Origin of the sequence: Rhodanobacter lindaniclasticus, from assembly GCF_004799035.1 — a bacterium.
GTDB classification, from domain to species: Bacteria; Pseudomonadota; Gammaproteobacteria; order Xanthomonadales; family Rhodanobacteraceae; genus Rhodanobacter; species Rhodanobacter lindaniclasticus.
In genome coordinates this window covers 190,499-211,540 of sequence record NZ_MWIO01000013.1, presented here as the reverse complement: position 1 = coordinate 211,540, position 21,042 = coordinate 190,499, and the positions used below count along the sequence as shown (strand labels likewise).

23 protein-coding genes and 1 tRNA gene are annotated in these 21,042 nt (G+C 68.3%); 12 read left to right on the top strand and 12 right to left on the bottom strand.

Translation table 11 applies throughout. The features are described from left to right. Nucleotides 1-236: 236 nt before the first annotated feature. The 3 genes from B1991_RS04400 to B1991_RS04390 all read right to left on the bottom strand — a co-directional run bounded on the left by B1991_RS04400 (nucleotide 237) and on the right by B1991_RS04390 (nucleotide 3,019). On the bottom strand, nucleotides 237-1,889 hold the full coding sequence (locus B1991_RS04400; RefSeq protein WP_136257480.1) for a M28 family metallopeptidase: 1,653 nt from the start codon (nucleotides 1,887-1,889) through the stop codon (nucleotides 237-239). 94 nt (nucleotides 1,890-1,983) lie between these two features. Next, the gene (locus B1991_RS04395) at nucleotides 1,984-2,418 is read right to left on the bottom strand and encodes a PepSY domain-containing protein (RefSeq protein ID WP_136257479.1); all 435 of its coding nucleotides are present in this window, start codon (nucleotides 2,416-2,418) and stop codon (nucleotides 1,984-1,986) included. A gap of 208 nt (nucleotides 2,419-2,626) precedes the next feature. Further along, a complete protein-coding gene (locus B1991_RS04390; RefSeq protein ID WP_136257478.1) occupies nucleotides 2,627-3,019 on the bottom strand; it encodes an HU family DNA-binding protein in 393 nt (130 codons plus the stop codon). A 239-nt stretch (nucleotides 3,020-3,258) separates the two neighbouring features. Between B1991_RS04390 and B1991_RS04385 the strand changes: the two genes are divergently transcribed. Further along, on the top strand, nucleotides 3,259-4,044 hold the full coding sequence (locus tag B1991_RS04385) for a DUF3047 domain-containing protein (RefSeq protein ID WP_246031047.1): 786 nt from the start codon (nucleotides 3,259-3,261) through the stop codon (nucleotides 4,042-4,044). A gap of 90 nt (nucleotides 4,045-4,134) precedes the next feature. Here B1991_RS04385 and B1991_RS04380 read toward each other — a convergent pair whose 3' ends face one another. From B1991_RS04380 to B1991_RS04340, 9 genes are all read right to left on the bottom strand, one after another. Then, a complete protein-coding gene (locus tag B1991_RS04380; protein ID WP_136257477.1) occupies nucleotides 4,135-4,419 on the bottom strand; it encodes a 2-hydroxyacyl-CoA dehydratase in 285 nt (94 codons plus the stop codon). Between the two features lie 61 nt (nucleotides 4,420-4,480). Beyond that, nucleotides 4,481-4,897 (bottom strand): hypothetical protein, encoded by a 417-nt coding sequence (locus B1991_RS04375; RefSeq protein WP_136257476.1) that lies wholly within the window; start codon nucleotides 4,895-4,897, stop codon nucleotides 4,481-4,483. A gap of 230 nt (nucleotides 4,898-5,127) precedes the next feature. Then, nucleotides 5,128-5,203: transfer RNA gene (locus tag B1991_RS04370), tRNA-Phe, on the bottom strand. Nucleotides 5,204-5,285: 82 nt separating this feature from the next. Beyond that, nucleotides 5,286-5,564, bottom strand: a complete 279-nt coding sequence (locus tag B1991_RS04365) for an oxidative damage protection protein (RefSeq protein WP_136257475.1) — start codon at nucleotides 5,562-5,564, stop codon at nucleotides 5,286-5,288. A gap of 195 nt (nucleotides 5,565-5,759) precedes the next feature. Then, the gene (locus B1991_RS04360) at nucleotides 5,760-7,055 is read right to left on the bottom strand and encodes an EAL and HDOD domain-containing protein (RefSeq protein WP_246031046.1); all 1,296 of its coding nucleotides are present in this window, start codon (nucleotides 7,053-7,055) and stop codon (nucleotides 5,760-5,762) included. 102 nt (nucleotides 7,056-7,157) lie between these two features. Continuing rightward, a complete protein-coding gene (locus tag B1991_RS04355; protein ID WP_136257474.1) occupies nucleotides 7,158-7,604 on the bottom strand; it encodes a flagella synthesis protein FlgN in 447 nt (148 codons plus the stop codon). Then, entirely contained in the window at nucleotides 7,601-7,924 is a 324-nt protein-coding gene (flgM, locus tag B1991_RS04350; RefSeq protein ID WP_136257473.1) for a flagellar biosynthesis anti-sigma factor FlgM, read from the bottom strand. The genes B1991_RS04355 and flgM overlap by 4 nt, the downstream gene beginning before the upstream one ends. A gap of 155 nt (nucleotides 7,925-8,079) precedes the next feature. Beyond that, entirely contained in the window at nucleotides 8,080-8,784 is a 705-nt protein-coding gene (gene flgA / locus B1991_RS04345) for a flagellar basal body P-ring formation chaperone FlgA (protein WP_136257472.1), read from the bottom strand. Next, entirely contained in the window at nucleotides 8,781-10,085 is a 1,305-nt protein-coding gene (locus B1991_RS04340; protein ID WP_136257471.1) for a methyl-accepting chemotaxis protein, read from the bottom strand. The genes flgA and B1991_RS04340 overlap by 4 nt, the downstream gene beginning before the upstream one ends. 306 nt (nucleotides 10,086-10,391) lie before the next feature. Here B1991_RS04340 and B1991_RS04335 point away from each other — a divergent pair, with 306 nt between their 5' ends. The 11 genes from B1991_RS04335 (at nucleotide 10,392) to flgK (ending at nucleotide 21,042) form a co-directional block, all read left to right on the top strand. Continuing rightward, nucleotides 10,392-11,339, top strand: coding sequence for a chemotaxis protein (locus tag B1991_RS04335; protein WP_136257470.1), 948 nt, complete (start codon nucleotides 10,392-10,394; stop codon nucleotides 11,337-11,339). Nucleotides 11,340-11,507: 168 nt separating this feature from the next. Then, complete coding sequence (gene flgB, locus B1991_RS04330; protein WP_136257469.1) at nucleotides 11,508-11,909, top strand: flagellar basal body rod protein FlgB; 402 nt, start codon at nucleotides 11,508-11,510, stop codon at nucleotides 11,907-11,909. Beyond that, nucleotides 11,909-12,331 carry a flagellar basal body rod protein FlgC gene (flgC, locus tag B1991_RS04325; RefSeq protein WP_136257468.1) on the top strand — a complete coding sequence of 141 codons (423 nt, stop codon included), beginning with the start codon at nucleotides 11,909-11,911 and terminating at the stop codon, nucleotides 12,329-12,331. The genes flgB and flgC overlap by 1 nt, the downstream gene beginning before the upstream one ends. 46 nt (nucleotides 12,332-12,377) lie before the next feature. Continuing rightward, nucleotides 12,378-13,022: a flagellar hook assembly protein FlgD gene (locus tag B1991_RS04320; protein ID WP_136257467.1), complete on the top strand. Its 645-nt coding sequence runs from the start codon at nucleotides 12,378-12,380 to the stop codon at nucleotides 13,020-13,022. A 37-nt stretch (nucleotides 13,023-13,059) separates the two neighbouring features. Then, complete coding sequence (gene flgE / locus B1991_RS04315; protein WP_136257466.1) at nucleotides 13,060-14,283, top strand: flagellar hook protein FlgE; 1,224 nt, start codon at nucleotides 13,060-13,062, stop codon at nucleotides 14,281-14,283. Nucleotides 14,284-14,372: 89 nt separating this feature from the next. Continuing rightward, complete coding sequence (gene flgF / locus B1991_RS04310; RefSeq protein ID WP_136257465.1) at nucleotides 14,373-15,113, top strand: flagellar basal-body rod protein FlgF; 741 nt, start codon at nucleotides 14,373-14,375, stop codon at nucleotides 15,111-15,113. Nucleotides 15,114-15,162: 49 nt separating this feature from the next. After that, nucleotides 15,163-15,948: a flagellar basal-body rod protein FlgG gene (flgG, locus tag B1991_RS04305; RefSeq protein ID WP_136257464.1), complete on the top strand. Its 786-nt coding sequence runs from the start codon at nucleotides 15,163-15,165 to the stop codon at nucleotides 15,946-15,948. A gap of 11 nt (nucleotides 15,949-15,959) precedes the next feature. Then, entirely contained in the window at nucleotides 15,960-16,640 is a 681-nt protein-coding gene (gene flgH, locus B1991_RS04300) for a flagellar basal body L-ring protein FlgH (RefSeq protein ID WP_136257463.1), read from the top strand. A 237-nt stretch (nucleotides 16,641-16,877) separates the two neighbouring features. Then, complete coding sequence (locus B1991_RS04295) at nucleotides 16,878-17,975, top strand: flagellar basal body P-ring protein FlgI (protein ID WP_210772088.1); 1,098 nt, start codon at nucleotides 16,878-16,880, stop codon at nucleotides 17,973-17,975. A gap of 13 nt (nucleotides 17,976-17,988) precedes the next feature. After that, nucleotides 17,989-19,047 (top strand): flagellar assembly peptidoglycan hydrolase FlgJ, encoded by a 1,059-nt coding sequence (flgJ, locus tag B1991_RS04290; RefSeq protein ID WP_136257462.1) that lies wholly within the window; start codon nucleotides 17,989-17,991, stop codon nucleotides 19,045-19,047. A 120-nt stretch (nucleotides 19,048-19,167) separates the two neighbouring features. Then, nucleotides 19,168-21,042 (top strand): flagellar hook-associated protein FlgK, encoded by a 1,875-nt coding sequence (flgK, locus tag B1991_RS04285; protein WP_136257461.1) that lies wholly within the window; start codon nucleotides 19,168-19,170, stop codon nucleotides 21,040-21,042.

Genomic DNA, 21,042 nt, shown 5'->3' with positions numbered 1-21,042 from the left:
TCCCTGCGTTGCTTGCGGCCCTTCGCCTTTGCAGGAGCGCACCCCGCATCACGCTCGCTCGTCGATCGGAAACCGCCGTACGCCCATGCGCGACGTAGGGCGGGCATTGCCCGCCGGCTCTTCGTGGCAGCGTGACCAGGAGCGGCGGGCGGTGCCCGCCCTACGAGGGCGCTGCGTTTGTGGATGGAGGTTTCCGGTGTCGCGTCGAGCGTGTGCGCGACGCGACACCCGACGCCTTACTTGCGCTGGTCCGCCGTTGCCTCACGCGCGGCGCGGAACTCCGAGTCCTTGCTCCAGCCCGGCCACTGGTCCGAGTTCGCCAGCTGGCTGCCGACGGTGTAGAGCAGCTGCAGGTCGCGCGCCATGCCGGTGAACGGCCAGCTCGCCTGCCACTCGTCGGAGGGCTGGTGGTAGTGCTTGGCGGTGTATTCCTTGTCCGCCGCCTCGCCCGCCTTCAGGCCGCCGTCGATGCGGTCGCTGCCCGAGCCGAACGACACTGCCGGCACGCCGCGCTTGGCGAAGGAGAAGTGATCGGAGCGGAAGAAGTAGCCCGCTTCCGGATGCGAGTCCGGCGTGTAGACCATGTGGAACTGCTTCGCGTCGGCGGTCAGATCGTCCAGCAGGCCGAGCTTGGCGCTGCCGGAGATGGTGAAGTCGCGGGTGGGGCCCTGCGGGTCGAGCGCATCCATGTTGATCACGCCGGTGGTGGTGGCCAGCGGGTACAGCGGATGGCTGGCGTAGTACTCCGAACCGAGCAGGCCCTTTTCCTCGGCGGTGACGTTGAGGAAAACCACGCTGCGCTCCGGTTGCGGCGCGTGCGCGAAGGCGCGGCCCATCTCGATCAGCGCCGCGGTGCCGGTGGCGTTGTCCACCGCGCCGTTGTAGATGCGGTCGCCGGTGGCATCGGGCAGACCGACGCCCAGGTGGTCCCAGTGCGCGCTGTAGATCACGGTCTGGTCGGGGTGCCTGGAGCCGATCACGCGACCGACGATGTTGTGCGAGGTGATCACGCTCTTGTCGACCTTGAAGTTGGCCGACAGGCTTTCGCCCTTCAGCGCGATCGGCTTGAACGCGCGCGTCTGCGCGAGCTTCTTGGCGTTGTCGAAATCCAGCCCCGCGTGCTTGAACAGCTGCACCGCCAGGTCGCGCTGAATCCAGCCTTCCAGCGGCACGTGCGAGTCGCCCGGCTTGTCGCGCACGATGTCGAACATGGTGTTGGTGTTGGAGTTCTTCACCGTGGCCCAACCGTAGGAGGCCGGTGCGGTCTCGTGGATCACCAGCAGGCCCAGCGCGCCTTGCCGCGCGGCTTCCTCGTACTTGTAGGTCCAGCGACCGTAGTAGGTCATGGCCTTGCCGCCGAAGTCGCCCTTGCCGGTTTCGAAATCCGGATCGTTGACCAGCACCACGGCGATCTTGCCGTGCAGGTCGACGCCCTTGAAGTCGTCCCAGTTGCGCTCCGGCGCCTTCACGCCGTAGCCGACGAAGACCAGCGGCGCGTGGCTGATGTCGATCGCGCTGGCGCCGTTCATCGGCGCGCGGATGGCGATCTGTTCGCCCTGGGTGAGCGGCTCGCTCTTGTCGCCCAGGGTCAGGCTGAGCGAAGGCTTGCCGATGATCTCGCTGCGCAGCAGCGGCACGGCCTGCGTCCACAGCCGCTTGCCGTCCTTGAGGTCGCCGCCCGGCTGCAGGCCGGCGGCCTTCATCTGCTCGACCACGTAGTCGATCGTGCGCGTCTCCGCCGGCGTGGCCGGACCGCGGCCCTCGAAGGCATCGGAGCTCAGCGTCTTGACCTCGTCGGAAAGTCGCTGCGTGCTGAAGGTGGGGACATCGGCAGCCTGTGCGCCGGCACAGGCGCCGATGATGAGCGCAGAGAGAATCAATCGCTTCACGGGCAATCCATCACGTGGGGGAGGGAAGCCCGATACTAGTCAACAAGCCGGTACCGGTCCATGTCCCGGCGGATGCCCGCGGCGCCGGCTGTGCTCAGTCGATGCCGATCACCTTGCCGCTGTGCGCGTCGATGCGCAGCTTGACCTTCTTGCCGGCGGGGTTGTCGGCCTTGGCCTTCCAGATGCCGTCGTCGTAATCCACGTCGTGCACGTGGGTGTAGCCCTGGGTCGACAGCGCCGCTTCCACGTCGTGCTTGCTCAGCGTGGAGACTTGCGCATCCGGGTAGATCTGGCCGGTGCTGGCGTCGACGCGCACGTCCAGGTCGTTGCCGTCGGCGCTGTCCGCCTCGGCCTTCCGCATGCCGTCCTTGAACTTGAGGTCGTGCACGTCGGTGTAGCCCTGGGCGGTGAGTCGGGCGCGCACTTGCGCTTCGGTCAGCGCCTGCTGCGCGATCGCGCTCTGGTAGGCGCCCAGCGACAGCGCGCCGATGCTCAGGGCCAGGGCCAGGGAGGGGATCGTCGGTTTCATGGCGCACCTCGTTGCTTGCGGAAAGCTTCGAGTCTTGGGTGCCCGACGAAAACACGCGGTGAACGCGGGAGTGAATCCCCGCCAACGGTTCAGCAACGTGATGGACCGTACCGCAAACGCGACGCCGCCGCCCGGTGGAGTGCCGGGCGGCGGCGCGCGAGTGGATCAGACGGTATTGATCAACGCGAGGTCGATCAACCCGCGCACATCAGAGCGCAGCTTCCTTCAGCTTCTTCAGCGGGCGCACCTTCACCTTCACGGTGGCGGGCTTGGCCGCAAACACCTGCTCCTCGCCGGTGAACGGGTTCTTGCCCTTGCGCTTCGGCTTGGCGGCAACCTTCACGGCGTTGATCTTGAACAGACCGGGCAGGGTGAACTGGCCCACGCCCTTCTTGTGCACCGAGGCGAGCACGGCCGACTCCAGGCCGGCGAGCACGGCCTTGACCGCTTTTGCTTCGACATTGGCCTGGGCGGCGATGTGGGCGATCAGCCCGGACTTCGACAGGCTCTCGCCGATCGGCTTGACCGGCGCGGCGGACTTGGCGGCGGCAGGCTTGGCAGCCTTGGCGGGAGCTTTCTTGGCAGTGGTTTTGGTAGCCATTAGTTGGTCTCGATAGTAGGAAACCCCGGCTTTCTGGGCTCGGAGGCCTTGCGGCCCGCACAATGTAGCGAAATTTTAGGGGTTTGACGCAACTGTCGCGCTTCAATCGCGATATTTTTTTCGCGGCGCGCCGGATGCGGCGTTGCACGACGCACAGATGCGGCTCGCGTGCTTCGTCATCCACGCCCGCTGCACATCGCACCGGTATGCTCCCCGCACGTTCCCCACCGGCTTGGCCCATGACGAAACTTTCCGCGACGAGCCGGCAGGCCGGACGCACCATGCGTGGACGCGCGCACGGCTTGCGCCGGTCACGATGGGCGATGCTGCTGCTTGTGCTCATGCCGGTCGCGTGGGCGGCGACGCCGATCACGCTGCGGTTCTCCGACGCCGCACCGGGCAACACGCTGCCGGCAGGCTGGAAGGCGTATGCCATGTCGCGGCACCGTCCGGCGGCGCCGATGGCGATCGTGCGCGACGGCGCCCACGGCGTGTTCCACATCGACGCCGATCACGCTGCCGGCGCCATCGCCCACACGCTGGACCTGCCTGCCGCCACCACGCTCGGCTGGCGCTGGAAGGTGGACCACAGCGTGGCGGCGGCGGATCTCGCGCGGAAGAAGGGCGACGATTTCGCCGCGCGCGTCTACGTGTTCTTCGACGTGCCGCCGTCCAGCCTGTCCTGGCTGCAGCGCATGAAATTGAAACTGGCCCGCCGCGCGCTGGGCCACGCGATGCCCACCGCGGCGCTTTGCTACGTGTGGGACAACCGGCATCCGATCGGCACCATCGCTCCCAGTCCGTTCTCGCCGCTGATGCACACGGTGGTCCTGCAAAGCGGCAACGCCCGCGCCGGCGCCTGGCAGGTGCAGAGTCGCGATCTCGCCGCCGACTACCTGGCCGCATTCGGTCGCCCCGCGCCACGTATCACCGGCATCGCGCTCGCCGCCGACACCGACAACACCGGTGGCCACGTGCAGGCGTGGTTCGGCGACGTGACGCTCGCTCCAGCCGCTGCCGAATAGCTTGTGCAGTTTTTTGCGTGACCCCATCGCGTGGGGCGGGCACCGCCCGCCGGCCATTTCGCGACATGACGATGGCGGGCAGTGCCCGCCCTACGGTTTCGGTTTGGTCCGGCGGCGCGGCTTGGTCTGCGCGGCGGCAATCAGTTCCTGCAGGTAGGCGATGCCTTCCTCCTCGGGGAAGAACGCCACCACGTCGGCCACGCTGAGCCCGTGACGCTGGCGCAGGGCCAGGAACTCATCGCGCGCCACCGACAGGCGCTGCGCGGCGGCGGCCTTCTTGCCCACCGGTTTGGCCGGTGCGGGGGCAGGGGTCTTGCGTTCGAGTTGGGCGAGTTCTTCCTGGAACTGGCGGAAATCGTATTTCGAGGCTGTCATCGGGACACTGGTCGGGGCGGAGTTCGCGTATTTTCGCATGGCCACCCCACCCGCGCCGCCCTCAGGCCGCGTCGCGTGCGCGCCAGCCAGTGTCGGCCGGCGAGGCCCGGTGACGTGCAGCGGCATATGCACGGGAAAAACGTGCGGCGCAACTGTCGTCCCTCGTCACCCTGGCCGCGGGCGCGGCCTCGACCGGTGCCGGCGTGCGTGCCGGGGCCACGTCCTGTCGCCGCTGGTCCCGGCGGATCCGCAGCATTGCCTGCAGCAACGCTTCTTCATCGGCCTGTCCGGTCAGCGCCATGCGGCACGCCGCGTGGCGCAGCAGGAAATGGATCGCCAGTTCTTCGGGAGAGTTCGATGCGGTGCAATCGATGACTTCTTCCATGGCTGCTTCTCGATGACGGAACCGGGGTGGTTCACTGAAACCGGCAGCAGAAACCGTGCCAAATGAGAACTGCGTCACAGGATCGGGCGTCACCAGCCGAAAATCCCCTCGCCATCCGGCAGAGGGGCACGGCGAATTGCCCTTGCGAGGGGACGCGGGCGCTTCGGCAAGACCAGGCAGATCGACCGGATACCCGCCGGACATGGGCAGGGGTGGGGATGCTGACCGCCACCGGGCGCCGCAGAGCGTGCTGCGCAACCGCCGGCGAACGGCAGCTGCGAAAAATGAAAAGGGCCTGCATCGCTGCAAGCCCTTGGAATTCATGGTGGCCGGGGACGGAATCGAACCGCCGACACGGGGATTTTCAATCCCCTGCTCTACCAACTGAGCTACCCGGCCGGGAACCTGGCGATCAAGCACAACCGGGTGGGTTGCCGTTGATGCGTGGAGCCGTGCATTAGACCGAAAGTGCGCGGGATCGTCAAGACGCGGAGGGCGGCGGGGTGAAGCCGGCGGCCTGGTCGAAATCGCCGCCGAACAGGAATTTCTCCATCTGCTCGCCCAGGTACTGGCGCGATTTCGCGTCGAGCGGGTTGAGCCGGTACTCGTTGATCAGGGTGGTCTGGTGGGCCAGCCACTGCTGCCACGCGGGCTTGGAGATCTCCGCGTAGATGCGCTGGCCGAGCGGGCCGGGCCAGGGGGCGAAGTCGAGGCCTTCGGCGTCGACGTGGAGTTTGCTGCAGTGGATGGTGCGGCTCATCGGTTCATTCCTGTGCGCGCGCGAAAAGCGCGCGGGTACGGCGTGGGAGTGTGCGATGCGCGCGGGGTCGGGGTCGCTGATCTGCGGCAAGCGGAGTTGCCGACGCGGCGCATTCGCGACGAATGCGCATTATCGGCGATGGACGCGGGCTTGTCGCGCCGGGGCATGCCCGCCCCGGCGTTGGCCGGCTTGCGGTCAGGCCGCCTGCTTGTCGTTGGCGGAGGCAAACACCTGGTCGGCCCACTGCGTGGCGCCAAGGTAGATCGAGGCCATGCTCATGATGCGCTGGGGCGTGGCCATGCCGCCGGTCATTTCGCCGGCTTCCCAGGCGATGATCTGCTTGAGCAGGGCGCCGTAGGGACCGCTGCGGTCGGTCAGTGCTTCGCTGACTTCCGGCACCAGCCGCAGATGGCTGAGCAGGAAGTCCATCGGCGCGCACATCAGCGTGTCCAGCAGCGAGAACAGGCCCACGGTGAAGGCGGTTTCCGGCGAGATGGCCGAGTTGCCGGCGGCGAATTTCTCGCACATGTGCGCACGGATCAGCGCCGCGCGCAGCAACTCGGGGGGATGATCGTCCATGCTGCACATGGACATCGTCTCGATCCAGTTGCGCATGCGCGTGACGCCGAAGAAGATCGCCGCCTGCTGCACCGACTTCAGCTGGCGCGGCAGGGCGAAATAGGCGGAGTTCACGCAGCTGAGCAGCTTGTAGCTGAGCACGGCGTCATCGCGGATGATGTTGCCCAGTTCCACCGGGCCGGGATTCTTTTCCTGCAACGCGCCCATCAGGCGCAGGATGCTCATGCGGTTGGCGGTGAGCACCGGCACGGCGACGGGCTGCGGGATCAGCAGGAACCGTCCCTGGACCGCCTGCACCTGCAGTTCGAGGCAGCGCTCGTAGGTGGGATGGTCGTTGACCTGGCCGACGACCACGCGGATGCCGCGGGCGAACAGGTAGTCGGTGCGTTCCTTCAGGGCTTCCGGCGTGAGCCGGCTGGCGTCCAGCCGTGCGAGTTGCACGATCTGCAGCAGCGCCTGCAACTGGCGGCTGTTTTCCGGGTCGATGTCGCCGGCTTCCAGCAGCAGCTGGCAGCCACGTTCGGCCATCTGCTGCAGGCGCTTCATCAGTGCCGGGTCGTCGGCCACCGAGGGCTGCAGCACCACGCCCAGGCGCGGCTGGTGCAACAGCACGTCGGAATCCTCGGGCAGCAGTTCGGCCGGCAGGTTGAGAAAGGCGCGGTTGCCGCGGACCAGCCGGGTCAGCGCACCGTCGGTGATGGTGGAGAGCACGCTGCGCAGCAGGTTCTGCTCGTCGCCCGGCTCGCAGTGGAAGACGATCTCGTAGGCGAACAGGTTGCGCTCGCGGTCGAGCATCGGCGTGCGCAGTACCGGCAGCGGCGTGGCCAGCGGGACAAGCGGAGTGTTTTGCTGCTGCTCGGCAGCGCTGGCGTGTTTGGAAGAGGCGACGGGGGAAGCGTGGAGGTTGCTCATGTCGGTCATCGCGTCGGTGCGAGGCCAGCCAGCGGCTGCCGCGCGGTCAGTGGGGGAGTCGCCTGCGGGGACAGGTGGCAGCGGGTTGGATGAGAGTGGAGGTCATGCGGCAGCCAGCGACTTGGAGCGGAGGCTGCCATGCAGTTCACCGCTGCTGCCGTAGAGTTCGCCTTCGCCGGCGTGGCCGGTGAGGATGGCCAGTGCCTGGCGCAACTGCGCCAGCCGCTGGTTGACCAGGCTGCCGTTGCGCAGGTTGAGCGCGTGGCAGTGACGCAACACCTGCAGGATCTGCGCCCAGCGCGATGCGCGCATGGCATCGCCGACCGGCTGCTGGCGCTGCAGCAACTGGCGCTCGGCGTCGAGCTGCTCCAGTTGCTGCATCAGTGCCTGCTTGCGGTTGCCGGCCGCGTCCAGTGCTTCGGCGTCGGCGTGGTCGAGCGCGGCACGCTCGTCTTCCAGCGTCGACTGCAGTTCGTTGGCACGCTGCTGCATCTCGTCCAGAACGGACGCCAGCGCATCGTTCAGTTCGTGCTGCAGCGGCTGTCTCATGCCTTGTCCGTGCCGCCGAGTTGCTGATCCATCGCCAGCAGGCGATCGGCGATCTTGCCGGCGTCGATCTTGTAGCTGCCGTCGGCAATGGCCTGGCGCACCTGCTCGACCCGCTTGGCGTCGATCGGCGAAGCGTCGCCCAGCCGGGCGGCCTCCTGCAGTGCCCGAGCCGAGTCGGTCAGCTTGAGCTGATCGGCACTGCGTGGGGCGGCGACCGAAGCCTCCGGCGCGGCGGCCGCGTTGGTCGAGGTGCCGCTGCCCGTGCCGCTGCCGGCCTGCGGCAGCTTCGGCAAACCGTTGTTGGTAATCGTCGTGTTCATGGAACCCGTCCCGCTGGAGTGTGCCCTGTGACTGGATAATCGGCCGCTGTCCGGAAAACTTTAGCAGCCCGTCGAAAAATCGACCGGGCCGTGGCCACCGCTCGCGCCGTGGCACAAGTGACTGATTTTCATGGTTCGAATGAGGAGTGTCGGTTTCACGGCAGAGCCACCACCACGCCCGGCGCGCTGACCATGGCGTCGATCACCCGGCCCGATGCCGCGTTGCGCACGCGCAGGCGGGCGCCATTGTCGCCGCTGCCCAGCGCCACACCCTCGGCGCGCACCGAGATGCCTTCGAGCTGCGCGAGCACCTGCACGTGGTCGCCCGCGCGCACCATGCGTCGCCCTCCCAGGCTGCCGGGGCTGAGCACGCTGCCGCGCGCCAGTGCGCGCGAAAGCGTGCGGCCGGCAATCTGGTCGAGGTTGTCCAGGTAGCCGTAGCCGAGGCGGGTCACGTCGCGTTCCTCGGCATGCACATCGGCGGCGCCGATGCCGTCGCCGCGCAGCAGCGCGCGGCTGCTCACCAGCACATGGCGAAACACCTGCAACCGGATCGGCACGCGCACGATCCAGCCGCCGGGCTGCGGGCATTGCACCGGCACGGTCATCCGCGAGCGCGGCTGCGCCTGGTCGGAAACGAGCGCGCGCAGCGGTTCGCTGCACGCCTCCAGTTGCAGGCGCGTGTCCAGCGGCTCGGTGCTCACCACCACGCGGCTGCCGGGCCGGCTGTAACGATCCTGCACCGCCTGTTCGGCCGCCGCACGCACGCTGTCCAGCGACTGCGTGGCAGCGGCATGCGCGGTGGCGCTGCCGAGCAACGCTGTCAACCCGACGGTGGCGAGGGCGGCGCGCAGGGTCATGCGTCGGCCAGCATGGCGTCGAGCTGGGCGAGCAGGGCGTCCTGGCCGGCTTCGAGTTCGCGTGCCACGGCGCTGGCCTGGTCGAGCTGGCCGGCGCCGAGCAGGGTGATGAAGCGCTGGCCCTGTTCGCCCAGCTGGGAACCGGCATCGCCGAGCGCGGCGCCGTTGTCGGCACCGTGGCGCAGGTGGGCCAGCCGCCGCACGCCGTTGACCAGGGCGTGGGTGTCGAACCAGCGCCGATCCAGCGCGGCCGGTTCGAGCAGGGCCAGGTTCATCGCCTGACGCAGGTTCATGGCCGCTTCGCGCACGGTCAGGCTGAGGCTGGCCGGATCGTTGCCGCTTTCGCCTTCCAGCCAGTCCAGGCCGAGGCGATGCGTCAGCAGGGCGGCGCGGTGGAGTGATTCGGATTGCCGCCGCGCCTCGTTGCTGCGGCGCTGCGAGGCGCCCAGCGCGGCCTGCGCCGTGGTCGCGCGTGCATGCTGCGCGTCGTGCCCCTGCTGCAATTTGCGGACGCGCTCGCTGGCGGTACGCAAGGCGGCGCTGCCTTCGCCCAGCAGGTGGCTGGACTGGCTCACGCCGACCTGGGCGCGCTTGAGCTGCTGCAGGCCGTGGTTGACGTCGCCATCGAGCTGCAGCGAGAAATCGCCGATGGAGACGGTGACGGTCTCGATCTCGGTCGTGGTAAGCGCGGTCTTCTCGGCCAGCTGCTTGACCTCGTCGGCCACCACCGCGAAGCCGCGCCCGGTCTCGCCGGCGCGGGCCGCCTCGATGGCGGCGTTCAACGCCACCAGATTGGTCTGGTGGGCGATCTCCTGCACCGCGCCGGTCAGCTTGCGGATCTGTGCGACCTGTTCGGCCAGCTTGCTCTGGTTGCGATTCATCGCGCTGAGCGCGCTGCGCAGCAGGCGCAGTTGGCCGTCCAGCTCGCTCACGCCCTCGGCGCCGACGGTGCCGGCTTGGCCGGCCTGCTCCAGATCGGTGGCCAGTTGCTGCAGGGCCGTCGAGATCCCGGCGCTGCCATCCGTCAAGCGATCGACGCTGGCGCGGCTTTCGGCGGCGGCCTGGTCCAGCGCAGTCTGCTCGCGCGCCAGTTGTTGCGCGGCACCGAGCACCAGACCTTGCTGCTCCATGGTCTGCAACGCCACCGCCGACGGCGGTCGGCTGGCGGCGCGCGCCAGCAGCGGCGCCAGCACCGCGGCGGTGCGCGGATGGCGGCGTCGCAGCACGGCGAGCTCGGCGTCATCGCCCTGGGCGGCGGCCTTCACCAGGGCGGCAATGTGCTGTTTGAGGAGAAAGCTCATGGTGCTGGCATCGACTCGCAAAGGGATGGAATGGCTGCTGCATCGGCCACGGATGTCGAAGCTTGAGCAAGCAATCCGCGTGCCAGTGCCGTCGACGCTGCCCGCACCGCCCACCTGCAGGAGCCCGCTCGCGGGCGATGCTTTTGAAGCCGGGATTCGGGATTCGCAAGAGCTTCCAAGAGCAGGAGCATCGCCCGCGAGCGGGCTCCTGCGGGTTCGCGGACGCGTTCGGCTAAAGACGCGGCGCGGGCTGCCGATAGCGCAGCAGACGGTCGCGTTGCGGCCACGCTTGCCGAGGGAGGCCGCATGGCCGGCACATTGCTGGAGAAAGTGGAGCAACACACGCGGCTGGCCGGGCACAACCGGGTGGCGATGCTGCTGTTCCGGCTGGGCGATGAGCAGCTGTTCGGCATCAACGTGTTCAAGGTGCGCGAGGTGTTGCGCCGCCCGCCGATGGAGCGCCTGCACGGCGTGCACGAGCTGATCGCGGGCAGTTGCGATTACCGCGGGCAGACCATCCCGGTGATCGACCTCGCCGCCGCGCTGGGCTACGCGCCGCTGCGCGAGGTCGAGTCGGCGCATCTGATGGTCACCGAGTTCAACCGCTCGGTGCAGGGTTTCCTGGTGGCCGACCTGCAGCGCATGGTGCATTGCGCGGGCGACGCGATGGCGGCGCCGGCCAGCGCGCTGGGGTTCGGTTCGCGGGTGAACGCGGTGACCCGGGTCGATGGCGCGCTGCTGGCGGTGGTCGACGTGGAGCACGTGCTGGCCAGCATCGACGCACCGCCGGCCGAGCTGTCGGCGGGGCTGCAACGCGAGGCCAGCCACCGTTCGCTGGCCTCGCGGCGGGTGATGGTGGTGGACGATTCGGGCATCGCGCGCCGACGGCTGGTCAATCTGTTCAAGCAGCTGGGCACCGATTGCGTGGTGGCCAAGGACGGGCGCGAGGCGCTGGAGCGGTTGCTGGAACTGGCCGCAGGCGACTCGGCGCAGGCGATCGAACTGGTGGTGTCGGACATCGAGATGCCGCGCCTGGACGGCTATGCGCTGACCCGCGCCATCCGCGAAGCACCGACGCTGCGCCGGATCAAGGTGCTGCTGCACAGTTCGCTCAGCGGCATGTTCAACGAGGGCATGGTGAAGGAGGTCAAGGCCGACCGATTCGTGGCCAAGTTCCATCCCGACCAGCTGGCGCAGGCAGTGATGGAACTGTTGCCCGAACCTGTCGCCGCACCGCAGGCGGCAACCGGCTGACGCCGGGCGCGCGGCGCCGGGGCTGCGTCAACAAACCGTCTTTCGCCGCGGCATCGGCCTGACGGTGCCGTGCGACATGCGCGGAATTTGAGCTGCCGCAAGGCTTCCCGGCCCGTGGCATGCAATTTGCCTTTCGCTTCCGTGCAGCAGTGCATGCGGAGCGAAACGATGAACCCATCCACCCCCAATCTGTTCGGCATCCATACCCAGGCGCTTGACCTGTGGCAGCGCCGTACCGAGGTGCTGGCCAACAACCTGGCCAACGCCGACACGCCCGGATACCTGGCGCGCGACGTGGATTTCCGCAAGGCGCTGGCCACGGCCAGCGGCGCGGCGAACGGCGTGGCGCTGGAAACCGATGCGCCGGGGCAGATCGCCGGCGCCGGGCGCAGCGCCGAAACGCTCGCCTACCGCGTGCCGACCCAGTCCAGCATGGACGGCAACACCGTCGATGCGCAGGTGGAGCAGGCCGCGTTCGCCGCCAACGGCGTGCACTACCAGGCCAGCCTGTCCTTCATCACCGCACAGATCCGCATGTTGCGGATGGCGATCAACGGAGGCCAGGGCTGATGTCGATGTTCTCCATCTTCAGCGTGGCCGGCTCCGGCATGGCCGCGCAGTCGACCCGCCTCAACACGGTGGCCAGCAACCTGGCCAATGCCGACAGCGTGGCCAGTTCGCCCGAAGCGGCCTACCGCTCGCGCGAGCCGCTGTTCGCCACCATCCGCAATCAGCAGGGCGCCGGCGATCCGAATGCGCCCGGCGACGGCGTGCAGGTGCTCGGCGTCACCGAGAGCCAGGCGGCGATTCCCCGCCGCTACGAACCGGGCAACCCGCTGGCCGATGCCGACGGCTACGTCTATGCGAGCAACGTCAACCCGGTCGACGAGCTGGTCAACATGATTTCGGCTTCGCGCTCGTACCAGAACAACGTCGAGGTCATGAACTCGGCGCGGCAGCTGCTGCAGAAAACCCTGGATCTGGGCAAGTGAGGCGCCAACGCATGAACCACCTTCAGTCCGCCACGAGGAACCACGCATGAGCGACATGGCGATCGGCAATGCCGCCAGCGCGGCGAAGGCAGCCAGCCTGGGCAAGGAGAAAACCCTGGGCCAGGCCGATTTCCTGAGCCTGCTGGTGCAGCAGATGCGCAACCAGGACCCGACCAAGCCGATGGATTCATCGCAGATGGTCAGCCAGCTCGCGCAGATCAGCCAGGTCTCGGCGACGCAGGCGTTGCAGACCTCGTTCGACGATCTCGGCAAGTCGCTGCAGGGCAACCAGATCCTGCAGGCCAGCGGGATGATCGGCCGCGACGTGGTGGTGCCTTCGGAGGCCGGCACGCTGGCCGCGAGCGGCATGGACGGCGCGGTCAACGTGCCCGACGGCGGCGGCCAGGTGTTCGTCAAGATCACCGACGCCAGCGGCACCGTGCTGCGCACGATCGACCTGGGCAAGCCTTCGCCGGGGCTGGTGCGCTTCCACTGGGACGGCATCGGCGACAACGGCGAGGCGCTGGCGCCGGGCACCTACGGCCTGGCCGCGCAGGCCGGCAACACCGCCGTGGCGACGTACGTCAGCGGCAAGGTCACCGGCGTGGGCATGACCGGTGCCGACGGCACCTATCTGGACGTGGATGGTTTTGGCGGGGTCCTGCTGAGTCAGGTCGCACAGATCAACTGACGACCTCCGGGTCGCAACCGAACGAGGAAATGCTCCGATGGCATTCAACATTGCACTGAGCGGTCTGAACGCCGCCTCGAAAGATCTCGAGGTCACGGCCAACAACATCGCCAACACCGGCACCACCGGTTTCAAGGGCTCGCGCGCGCAGTTCGCCGAGCTGTTCAGCGCGGCCGGCCCCAACCTGAGCTCCAGCCAGGTCGGCAGCGGCGTGCGCCTCACCAACGTGGCCCAGCAGTTCACCGCCGGCAGCGTGGAGACCACCAACAACAGTCTCGACTTCGCCCTGAGCGGCGAAGGCTTCTTCACCGTGCGCGACGGCAAGGGCTACTCCTACACCCGCGCCGGCGCGTTCCAGAAAGACCAGAACGGCTACGTGATGAACGCCAACGGCCAGCGCCTGCAGGTGTTCCCCTCGGTGGCCGGCGGCGGTTTCGACACCAGCACCATGACCGACCTGCAGCTGTTCACCGCGCAGAACGCGGCCAAGGCCACCAGCTCGGTGCAGATGGCCCTGAACCTGCCTTCCGACGCCACGGCGCCGGCGACCGCCTTCGACCCGCTGAACGATCCGTCCAGCTACAACCAGGCCACGCCGTTCACCGCCTACGACTCGCTCGGTGCCACCCACAACGGCGTGGTGTATTTCGTCAAGGACCCGGCGGCCAACGTGTGGAACACCAATCTCTACATCGACGGCACCGCGGTCGGCACGCCGCAGACGCTGACCTTCGGCAGCAACGGCAGCCTGATTGCCCCGGCCAACGGACAGCTCGCGTTCCCCGCCGCGGCGGTGAGCCCGGGCGCCGACCCGATGCAGCTGACCCTGGACATGACCAAGGCCACCCAGTTCGGCAACGCCTACGCCGCCAGCGCGATCAACCAGGACGGCTATCCCACCGGCATCCTGTCCAGCATCGACGTCTCGCGCGAGGGCGTGGTGCAGGCGAAGTACTCCAATGGCCAGAGCACCGCGCTGGGCCAGCTGGCGATCGCCCAGTTCTCCAACGAGCAGGGCCTGCGCCAGCTGGACAACACCAACTGGGCGGCCTCCTTCGACTCCGGCACGCCGGTGATGGGCGCGGCCGGCAACGGCACCTTCGGCAGCGTGCAGGCCGGCGCGCTGGAGGCCTCCAACACCGCCGATCTCACCGCCCAGCTGGTCAACATGATCAAGGCGCAGCGCAATTACCAGGCGAATGCGCAGGTGATCTCCACCGACAACCAGCTCACCCAGACCATCATCAACATCCGCAATTGAGAAGTGAGGAGCAAGGAGTGAGGAAGTGAGGGAAACGCGGCTTTCTCTCTCTTCTCACTCCTCTCCACTCACTCCTCGAGGAACTCTTCATGGATCGTTCCCTTTACGTCGCCATGACCGGCGCCACGCAGATGATGCGGGCGCAGTCCGAGGTGGCGCACAACCTGGCCAATGCCGACACGGTCGGTTTCAAGGCGCAGCTGTCGGCCTTCCAGCCGCTGGTGATCCAGGGGCCGGGGCTGGCCACGCGCGTCAACGGCGTGGCGCACGGGCTGGGCGTGGACTTGCGCGAGGGCGGCCAGATCGAGACCGGCCGCACGCTGGATGTCGCCGTGCAGGGCACCGGCTGGATCGCGGTGCAGGGCGCCGACGGCAGCGAGGGCTACACCCGCGCCGGCGAACTTCGGCTGACCCCGGACGGCCTGCTCACCGATGCGCGCGGCAACCTGGTGCTGGGTGAGGGCGGTCCGATCAGCGTGCCGCAGAGCAGCCAGATGAACATCGGCGCCGACGGCACCGTGTCGGTGGTGCCGATGGGCCAGTCGCCGGAAACCATCGCCGCGGTGGGCCGGATCAAGCTGGTCAACCCGGCCGTCGACCAGCTCGCGCTGGGCAGCGACGGGCTGATGCATCTCGCCGACGGCACTACCGCGCAGTCGGATCCGGCGGTGACGCTGAAATCCGGCGTGCTGGAGTCGAGCAACGTCGACCCTTCGCAGACGCTGGTGCAGATGATCCAGCTGTCGCGCCAGTACGAGCTGCAGATCCGTTCGATCAAGAGCGCCGACGAAAACGCGCAGGCCGCCTCGCGCCTGCTGCAGATGACCTGACCGGCCTCATTAAAACAGACATCCAGACGTCCAGACGGAGTCCAACGACATGTTTTCATCCTTGTGGGTAGCCAAGACCGGCCTCGATGCGCAGCAGACGCGCATGGACGTGATCTCGAACAACCTGGCCAATGCCAACACCACCAGCTACAAGAGCGCGCGCGCCGCGTTCCAGGACCTGGTCTACCAGAACCTGCGCCAGCCCGGCGGGCAGACCACCGAGCAGACGCAGGCGCCGTCCGGCCTGATGCTGGGTACCGGCGTGCGCGTGGTCGGCAGCGAGAAGCTGTTCACCCAGGGCAACATCGAACAGACCGGCAACTCGCTGGACGTGGCCGTGCAGGGCCGCGGCTTCCTGCAGGTGACGATGCCCGACGGCACCATCGCCTATACCCGCGACGGTTCGCTGCACATGGACCAGAACGGGCAGATCGTCACCGCCAACGGCTACGCGCTGGATCCGGCGCTGAGCGTGCCGGCGAATGCGCAGAGCATCACCATCGGAAGCGACGGCACGGTCAGCGTGAGCCTGCCCGGCCAGGCCGCCACCCAGCAGATCGGTACCGTGCAGCTGGCCGATTTCATCAACCCGGCCGGCCTGCAGCCGAACGGCGACAACCTGTATCTCGAGACCGCCTCCAGCGGCTCGCCGCAGATCGGCCAGCCCGGACTCAACGGCCTGGGCACGCTGGCGCAGGGCGCGCTGGAAAGCTCCAACGTCAACGTGGTGGAGCAGATGGTCAACATGATCGAGACCCAGCGCACCTACGAGATGAACTCCAAGGCGGTGTCGGCGGCCGACTCGATGCTGCAGTTCCTCACCAACAAGACCTGAGGCGCGACGTGATGCCTGCCTGCCGTTTCCCCCTTGCCGTGTGCGCGCTGGCCCTGCTGGCCGGTTGCGCCAGCGGCCCCACTGCACGCGACGACGCGCAGTGGGCGCCGACCCTGCCGCCCGCACAACAGATCGCCGCGGCGCCTGCCGATGGCTCGATCTACCACGAGCAGCAGAACATGGAGCTGTTCGCCGATCCGCGCGCGCACCGCGTGGGCGACATCCTCACCGTGGCGCTGGTGGAGAGCACCCAGGCCAGCAAGAAGGCCACCACCAGCACCAGCAAGACCGACAAGGCCAAGCTCGCCTCGCCCACCGTGCTCGGTCACGCGCTGGCGATCGGCGGCAAGGTCGCCGACATCGGCGTGGACGGCGAGCGCAGCTTCGACGGCGCCGGCTCCAGCAGCCAGAGCAACCAGCTCACCGGGCAGATCACCGTCACCGTGGCGCAGCGCCTGTCCAACGGCAACCTGATGGTGCGCGGCGAGAAGTGGCTGACCATCAACCAGGGCCAGGAACTGGTGCGCATCGCCGGCATCGTGCGCCCGCAGGACATCGGCCAGGACAACGTGGTGCCGTCCACCCGCGTGGCCGATGCCCGCATCAGCTACACCGGCCGCGGCACCCTCGCCGACGCGAACACGCGCGGCTGGCTGTCGCGTTTCTTCAATTCCAAGTGGATGCCCTTTTGAATGAACGCCCATTTGTCCATTGGCTTGACGGGTGCGCGGAGGCACGAGGGCGCGAACCCGCACGGCACCTTCGCCCCTTCTCCCCCTCGGGGAGAAGGTTGGGATGAGGGGCGGATTGTCGCGCGCGAATCCAGGCACGCGCACAACGCTCTGGCTCTTGTGCGCGGCGTGATCCACCTCTTTCGCAAGCGTGTCCCCTCACCCCAACCCTCTCCCCCGAGGGGAGAGGGAGCCAGTGTGCGGCTCGCCTTGGGCATCGCGCTGTGTCTGCTGCTCGTCACTCCCGCCCACGCCGACAAGATCCGCGACCTGGCGCAGGTGGCCGGCGTGCGCAGCAACCAGCTGATCGGCTACGGCCTGGTGGTGGGCCTGGACGGCTCCGGCGACCAGACCACGCAGGCGCCGTTCACCACCCAGAGCCTGGAGAACATGCTGCAGCAGTTCGGCATCACCGTGCCGGCCAATGCGCGGCCGCAATTGAAGAACGCCGCGGCGGTGATGGTCACGGCGGACCTGCCGCCGTTCGCCAAGCCCGGCCAGACCATCGACGTCACCGTCGCCTCGATCGGCAACGCCAAGAGCATCCGCGGCGGCCAGCTGCTGATGGCGCCGTTGCGCGGCGCGGACGGCAACGTCTACGCGGTGGCGCAGGGCAGCGTGGTGGTCGGCGGCATCAGCGCGCAGGGCAAGAGCGGCTCCAGCGTGCAGGTGAACATCTCCGCCAGCGGGCGCATTCCCAACGGCGCCTCGGTGGAGCGGGTGGTGGCCTCCTCGTTCGCCGGCGGCGGCGACCTGATGCTGAACCTCAACACGGCCGACTTCACCACCGCCACGCGCATCGCCACCGCGATCAACCAGGCCTACGGCGCCGGCACCGCGCAGCCGGTGGACGGCGGCACGGTATCGGTACGCGGCCCGCAGGACCCGGCGCAGAAGGTGGCGTGGCTGGGCGCGATCCAGAATCTCGACGTGCAGCCGGGCGACGCGCCGGCGCGGATCATCGTCAACTCGCGCACCGGCACCGTGGTGATCGGCTCGGACGTGCGCGTCACCGCCGCAGCGGTGGCGCACGGCGCGATCCAGGTGACCATCGGCGAACAGCCGCAGGTCAGCCAGCCGGCGCCGTTCAGCCAGGGCCAGACCGCGATCGTGCCGTCCAGCAGCGTGCAGGTCAGCGAGGAAGGCGCGCACATGTTCAAGTTCGGCCCGGGCGTGAGCCTGGATGCGATCGTGCGCGCGGTGAACCAGGTGGGCGCCACGCCCAGCGACCTGATCTCCATCCTGCAGGCACTGAAACAGGCCGGCGCTCTGCATGCCGACCTGGTGGTGATCTGAGCGAGGTGATGTGATGACGCCGCTGAACCCCTCCTCCCCCGCGCTGGATACCTGGACCGAACTGTCCGGCTTCCAGCAGTTGCGCGCGCAGGCGCGCAGCGACGGCGGCAAGAGCGCGCTGCCGGCGGTGGCGAAACAGTTCGAGGCGATCTTCACCCAGATGATGCTCAAGTCCATGCGCGAGGCGAACGCCGGCATGGGCAGCGACCTCGCCGGCAGCGAGCAGGTCGATTCCTATCGCCAGCTGTTCGACCAGCAGCTGTCGCTGAGCCTGGCCAACGGCAAGAACGGTTTGGGCATCGCGAAGATGCTGGTGCGCCAACTGGGCGGCAAGGAAGCAGCGGCTACTGCTGCCCCCGATCAGGCTTTCGCGATGCCGGTCGCCGACGTGCGCAATGCCCATGTGCGCGCACTGCTGCAACTGGGCGCTGACCCCGCCGCTGGCGACGATGCGACGAGCGCACTCGGCATGCCGTCGACTGCCGACGACAGCTCGCCATGGCAACGCGTGCTCGATCGCATGGGTCGTGGCGCGATGGATGTGGCCGATACCGCGGCCAGGTTGCTGCCCGGCGGCGATCCGGTGAATTTCGTGCGCGCGCTGGCGCCGCATGCGGCGGAGGCGGCGAAGAAACTGGGCGTATCGGTGCGCGCGCTGCTGGCGCAGGCCGCTCTCGAAACGGGCTGGGGCAAGCACCTGCCCACGGGCGGCGACGGCAGCAGCAGTTTCAACCTGTTCGGCATCAAGGCCGGCAGCAGCTGGGACGGCGACAAGGTCAGCGTGCCTACGCTGGAATACGAGAATGGCGTGGCGGTGCGCAAGCGCGATGCGTTCCGCGCCTACGATTCGCCGGCCGATTCGTTCGCCGATTACGCGCGCCTGATCTCCGACAGCCCGCGCTATGCGCAGGCGCTGGGCCAGGGCGAGAACATCGCCGCGTTCGCCCGCGGGCTGGTGCACGGCGGCTATGCCACCGACCCGGCTTATGTGGCCAAGATCACCGCGATCGCCAACAGCGCGCAGATGCGCGAGGCGTTGGCGAGCCTGCATGCAGATGGCGGCGCCGAATGAACGCGCGCCCCTCGCCGCGGTTGGTTCCCGCGTTGATTAAAGAGATTGAGCCGGCCGCCGTTACCGTCACTACGTACCGCGCGATTCCGGCGGTGCCCCCGTTGTCGAGGATGTACCACCATGGCTGACATGCTTTCGACCGGCGTGTCCGGGTTGCTTGCTTCGCAGATCGGGCTCAGCACGGTCAGCCACAACGTGGCCAACGTGAACACCGACGGCTACAGCCGCCAGGTGGTGTCGTTCGGTGCGCGGCTGCCCGAGGGGCAGGCCGGGTATTACGTGGGCACGGGCGTGAACACGGTGGCGGTGCAGCGTGCCTACAGCGAATTTCTCAACAGCTCGCTGTGGTCGGCCAGCTCGGGGCAGGGTCGCGCGAGCACCATGGCCGGGCTCACGGCCCAGCTCAACAACCAGCTGGCGGGCAGCAGCAACCTGCAGACCTCGCTGGACAGTTTCTACGGCGCGGTGCAGGACATGGCCAACGCGCCCTCGGATGCCGCCTCGCGCCAGGTGCTGCTGGCCCGCGCCGGCGGGCTGGCGACCACGTTCCGCGCCTTGTCCGGCCAGTTCAGCCAGCTTTCCGGCCAGATCCAGCAGCAGATCGGCGACACCGTCGACGCGATCAATGTCGACACGCAGTCGATCGCCAAGCTCAACGAAAAGATCCGCTCGTTCTCTTCCACCGAAGGCATGCCGCCGGCCGACCTGCTCGACCAGCGCGATGCGCTGGTCAAGAAGCTGGCTGGCGAGGTGGGCATCAGCGTAGTGCCGCAGAACGACAACACCATCAGCGTGTTCGCCGGCAACGGCCAGGCGCTGGTCACCGGCACCGAGGCGCACGCGCTGGGCACCGCCGCCAACGTCTACGACGCCACCCGCGTGGAGGTGGTCGGCGCCGGCAGCGGCAACGTGATCAGCGGACGCATCGGTGGCGGCGCGCTGGGCGCGCTGCTGGATTTCCGCAGCAACGTGCTGGACCCGGCGCGGATCCAGCTCGGCCGGGCGGCGCAGGCGATGGCCAGCGCGTTCAACGCGCAGCATGCGCAGGGCGTGGATTTGCACGGTGATGTCGGCGGCCAGTTCTTCGCCGCCGCCGGACCCACGGTGCAGGGCGCCTCGACCAACAACGGCAACGGCACCGTCAGCGCCAGCATCACCGACATCGGCGCACTGGGCGCCAAGGAATACGTGCTGAGTTTCGACGGTACGGCCTGGAGCATGCGCGACACCAGCGGCAACGCGGTGGCGCTCGGTGGCAGTGGCACCAGCGCCGATCCGTTCACCGCCGCGGGCCTGAGCTTGGTGGTCGGTGGCGGTGCCAGCGCGGGCGACAGCTTCCGTGTGCAGCCGAGCCGCGATGCCGCGGCCAGCTTCGCGGTGACCATCGACCAGCCCGACAAGATCGCCGCCGCCGCCCCGTTCGTGGTCGCTGCCGGCGCCGGCAACACCAGTTCCGCCATCGCTCGCGCCAGCATCGCCGACGGCAGCGACCCGGCGTTGCTCAACGCCTCCTCGATCGTGTTCAGCTCGCCCACCAGCTACAGCATCGACGGCGGCCCGGCGCAGACCTTCACCGCCGGCCAGCCGATCGTGCACAACGGCTGGAGCATGCAGCTCGACGGCGCGCCGCAGGCCGGCGACAGCTTCAGCCTCAAGGCCAACAGCAACGCGCAGGGCGACAACGCCAACGCGCTGATGCTGGGCAAGGTCGCCAATCTCGGCGTGCTCGACGGCGGCGTCACCAGCACCGGTCGCGCCTACAGCCAGCTGGTCGGCCAGGTCGGCAGCGCCGGCGCGCTGGCCAAGGACGAGCTGACCACGCAGACCGCGGTCTACAACCAGGCGATGGGCGCGCAGCAGAGCGTCTCCGGCGTGAACCTGGACGAGGAAGCCGCCAACCTGGTGCGCTACCAGCAGGCCTACCAGGCCTCGGCCCAGGTCATCAGCACGGCCAACAGCATTTTCAACGCGCTGCTCGGCGCGGTGCGGAGTTAA

Excerpts from the sequence above, each read along its gene's own strand:
- B1991_RS04395 (WP_136257479.1), bottom strand. The coding sequence starts at position 2,418 with ATGAAACCGACGATCCCCTCCCTGGCCCTGGCCCTGAGCATCGGCGCG.
- B1991_RS04390 (WP_136257478.1), bottom strand. The coding sequence starts at position 3,019 with ATGGCTACCAAAACCACTGCCAAGAAAGCTCCCGCCAAGGCTGCCAAG.
- B1991_RS04385 (WP_246031047.1), top strand. The coding sequence starts at position 3,259 with ATGACGAAACTTTCCGCGACGAGCCGGCAGGCCGGACGCACCATGCGT.
- B1991_RS04380 (WP_136257477.1), bottom strand. The coding sequence starts at position 4,419 with ATGACAGCCTCGAAATACGATTTCCGCCAGTTCCAGGAAGAACTCGCC.
- B1991_RS04365 (WP_136257475.1), bottom strand. The coding sequence starts at position 5,564 with ATGAGCCGCACCATCCACTGCAGCAAACTCCACGTCGACGCCGAAGGC.
- B1991_RS04360 (WP_246031046.1), bottom strand. The coding sequence starts at position 7,055 with ATGAGCAACCTCCACGCTTCCCCCGTCGCCTCTTCCAAACACGCCAGC.
- B1991_RS04355 (WP_136257474.1), bottom strand. The coding sequence starts at position 7,604 with ATGAGACAGCCGCTGCAGCACGAACTGAACGATGCGCTGGCGTCCGTT.
- flgM (WP_136257473.1), bottom strand. The coding sequence starts at position 7,924 with ATGAACACGACGATTACCAACAACGGTTTGCCGAAGCTGCCGCAGGCC.
- flgA (WP_136257472.1), bottom strand. The coding sequence starts at position 8,784 with ATGACCCTGCGCGCCGCCCTCGCCACCGTCGGGTTGACAGCGTTGCTC.
- B1991_RS04340 (WP_136257471.1), bottom strand. The coding sequence starts at position 10,085 with ATGAGCTTTCTCCTCAAACAGCACATTGCCGCCCTGGTGAAGGCCGCC.
- B1991_RS04335 (WP_136257470.1), top strand. The coding sequence starts at position 10,392 with ATGGCCGGCACATTGCTGGAGAAAGTGGAGCAACACACGCGGCTGGCC.
- flgB (WP_136257469.1), top strand. The coding sequence starts at position 11,508 with ATGAACCCATCCACCCCCAATCTGTTCGGCATCCATACCCAGGCGCTT.
- flgC (WP_136257468.1), top strand. The coding sequence starts at position 11,909 with ATGTCGATGTTCTCCATCTTCAGCGTGGCCGGCTCCGGCATGGCCGCG.
- B1991_RS04320 (WP_136257467.1), top strand. The coding sequence starts at position 12,378 with ATGAGCGACATGGCGATCGGCAATGCCGCCAGCGCGGCGAAGGCAGCC.
- flgE (WP_136257466.1), top strand. The coding sequence starts at position 13,060 with ATGGCATTCAACATTGCACTGAGCGGTCTGAACGCCGCCTCGAAAGAT.
- flgF (WP_136257465.1), top strand. The coding sequence starts at position 14,373 with ATGGATCGTTCCCTTTACGTCGCCATGACCGGCGCCACGCAGATGATG.
- flgG (WP_136257464.1), top strand. The coding sequence starts at position 15,163 with ATGTTTTCATCCTTGTGGGTAGCCAAGACCGGCCTCGATGCGCAGCAG.
- flgH (WP_136257463.1), top strand. The coding sequence starts at position 15,960 with ATGCCTGCCTGCCGTTTCCCCCTTGCCGTGTGCGCGCTGGCCCTGCTG.
- flgJ (WP_136257462.1), top strand. The coding sequence starts at position 17,989 with ATGACGCCGCTGAACCCCTCCTCCCCCGCGCTGGATACCTGGACCGAA.
- flgK (WP_136257461.1), top strand. The coding sequence starts at position 19,168 with ATGGCTGACATGCTTTCGACCGGCGTGTCCGGGTTGCTTGCTTCGCAG.